The sequence below is a fragment of the Streptococcus parasanguinis genome (assembly GCF_901875555.1).
Classification (GTDB): Bacteria; Bacillota; Bacilli; order Lactobacillales; family Streptococcaceae; genus Streptococcus; species Streptococcus parasanguinis_H.
Genome location: NZ_CABFMD010000023.1, coordinates 1 through 905 on the forward strand (window position 1 = coordinate 1; position 905 = coordinate 905).

A 905-nucleotide genomic window follows, 5' to 3' on the forward strand; every position below is an offset into this window, starting at 1 on the left:
ACCAATGCCTTCACACCAAACGCAACGACTGCAACAATTGAGTTGACAAAAGAGTTGACAGGTCGTGACTTGGTAGATGGCGAATTTAGCTTTGAATTGTACGAAGGTACAAACAAACTCCAAACTGTTACCAACAAAGATGGCAAAGTAAGATTTGATGCGATTTCATACACAGCAGAAGGTGAACACACTTACACTGTTAAGGAAGTAGCTGGAAATACCCCAGGTATTACCTATGACAAGACTGATAAACAAGTAACTGTTCAGGTAACAAAAGATGGAAACAACCTAAAAGCAACGGTTGTTTATCCAGAAAGCAAGGTCTTTGCAAACACTTATACAGCTCCAAAACCAACAAAAGCTAAAATTGAAGCTAGCAAGATTTTAGAAGGTGCTGAATTGAAGAATGGTGAATTCAATTTCCAATTGTTGGATGAAACCGGAAAAGTTCTTCAAACAAAACAAAATGCTACAAATGGTGCGGTAGCCTTTGATGACCTTTCTTATTCATCAGAGGACGCAGGAAAAACTTTCCACTACACGATCAAAGAAGTCATTCCTGAAAGCAAAGCAAAAGGAATGACCTACGATGAAGGAAGCATTGACGTGACTGTAACTGTCACAAAAGATGATGCAAGCAATACACTCAAAGCTTCTGTGGCATATGGCGATAAGACATCCTTCACCAACAAATTGGTAACCACTTCAATTCCGCCAACTCCTCCGACGGTTGACAAACCTGAATTGAAACTCTACAACATTCAATTGCACAAAGCTAACGCAGATGGAAATGCTCTTGCAGGTGCTGTATTTGGTCTCTTTGAAGCCGATGGTACGACTCCTGTAGCAAATCCTTATGGTGCAGGTCAAGCGACCGCAACTTCTGATGCAAATGGTCTTGTAAC

1 protein-coding gene is annotated in these 905 nt (G+C 40.8%); it reads left to right on the top strand.

The features are described 5' to 3' along the window. Positions 1–905, top strand: a 905-nt coding sequence (locus tag JX304_RS06125) for a Spy0128 family protein (protein ID WP_275576574.1), incomplete at both ends; no start/stop codon positions are given.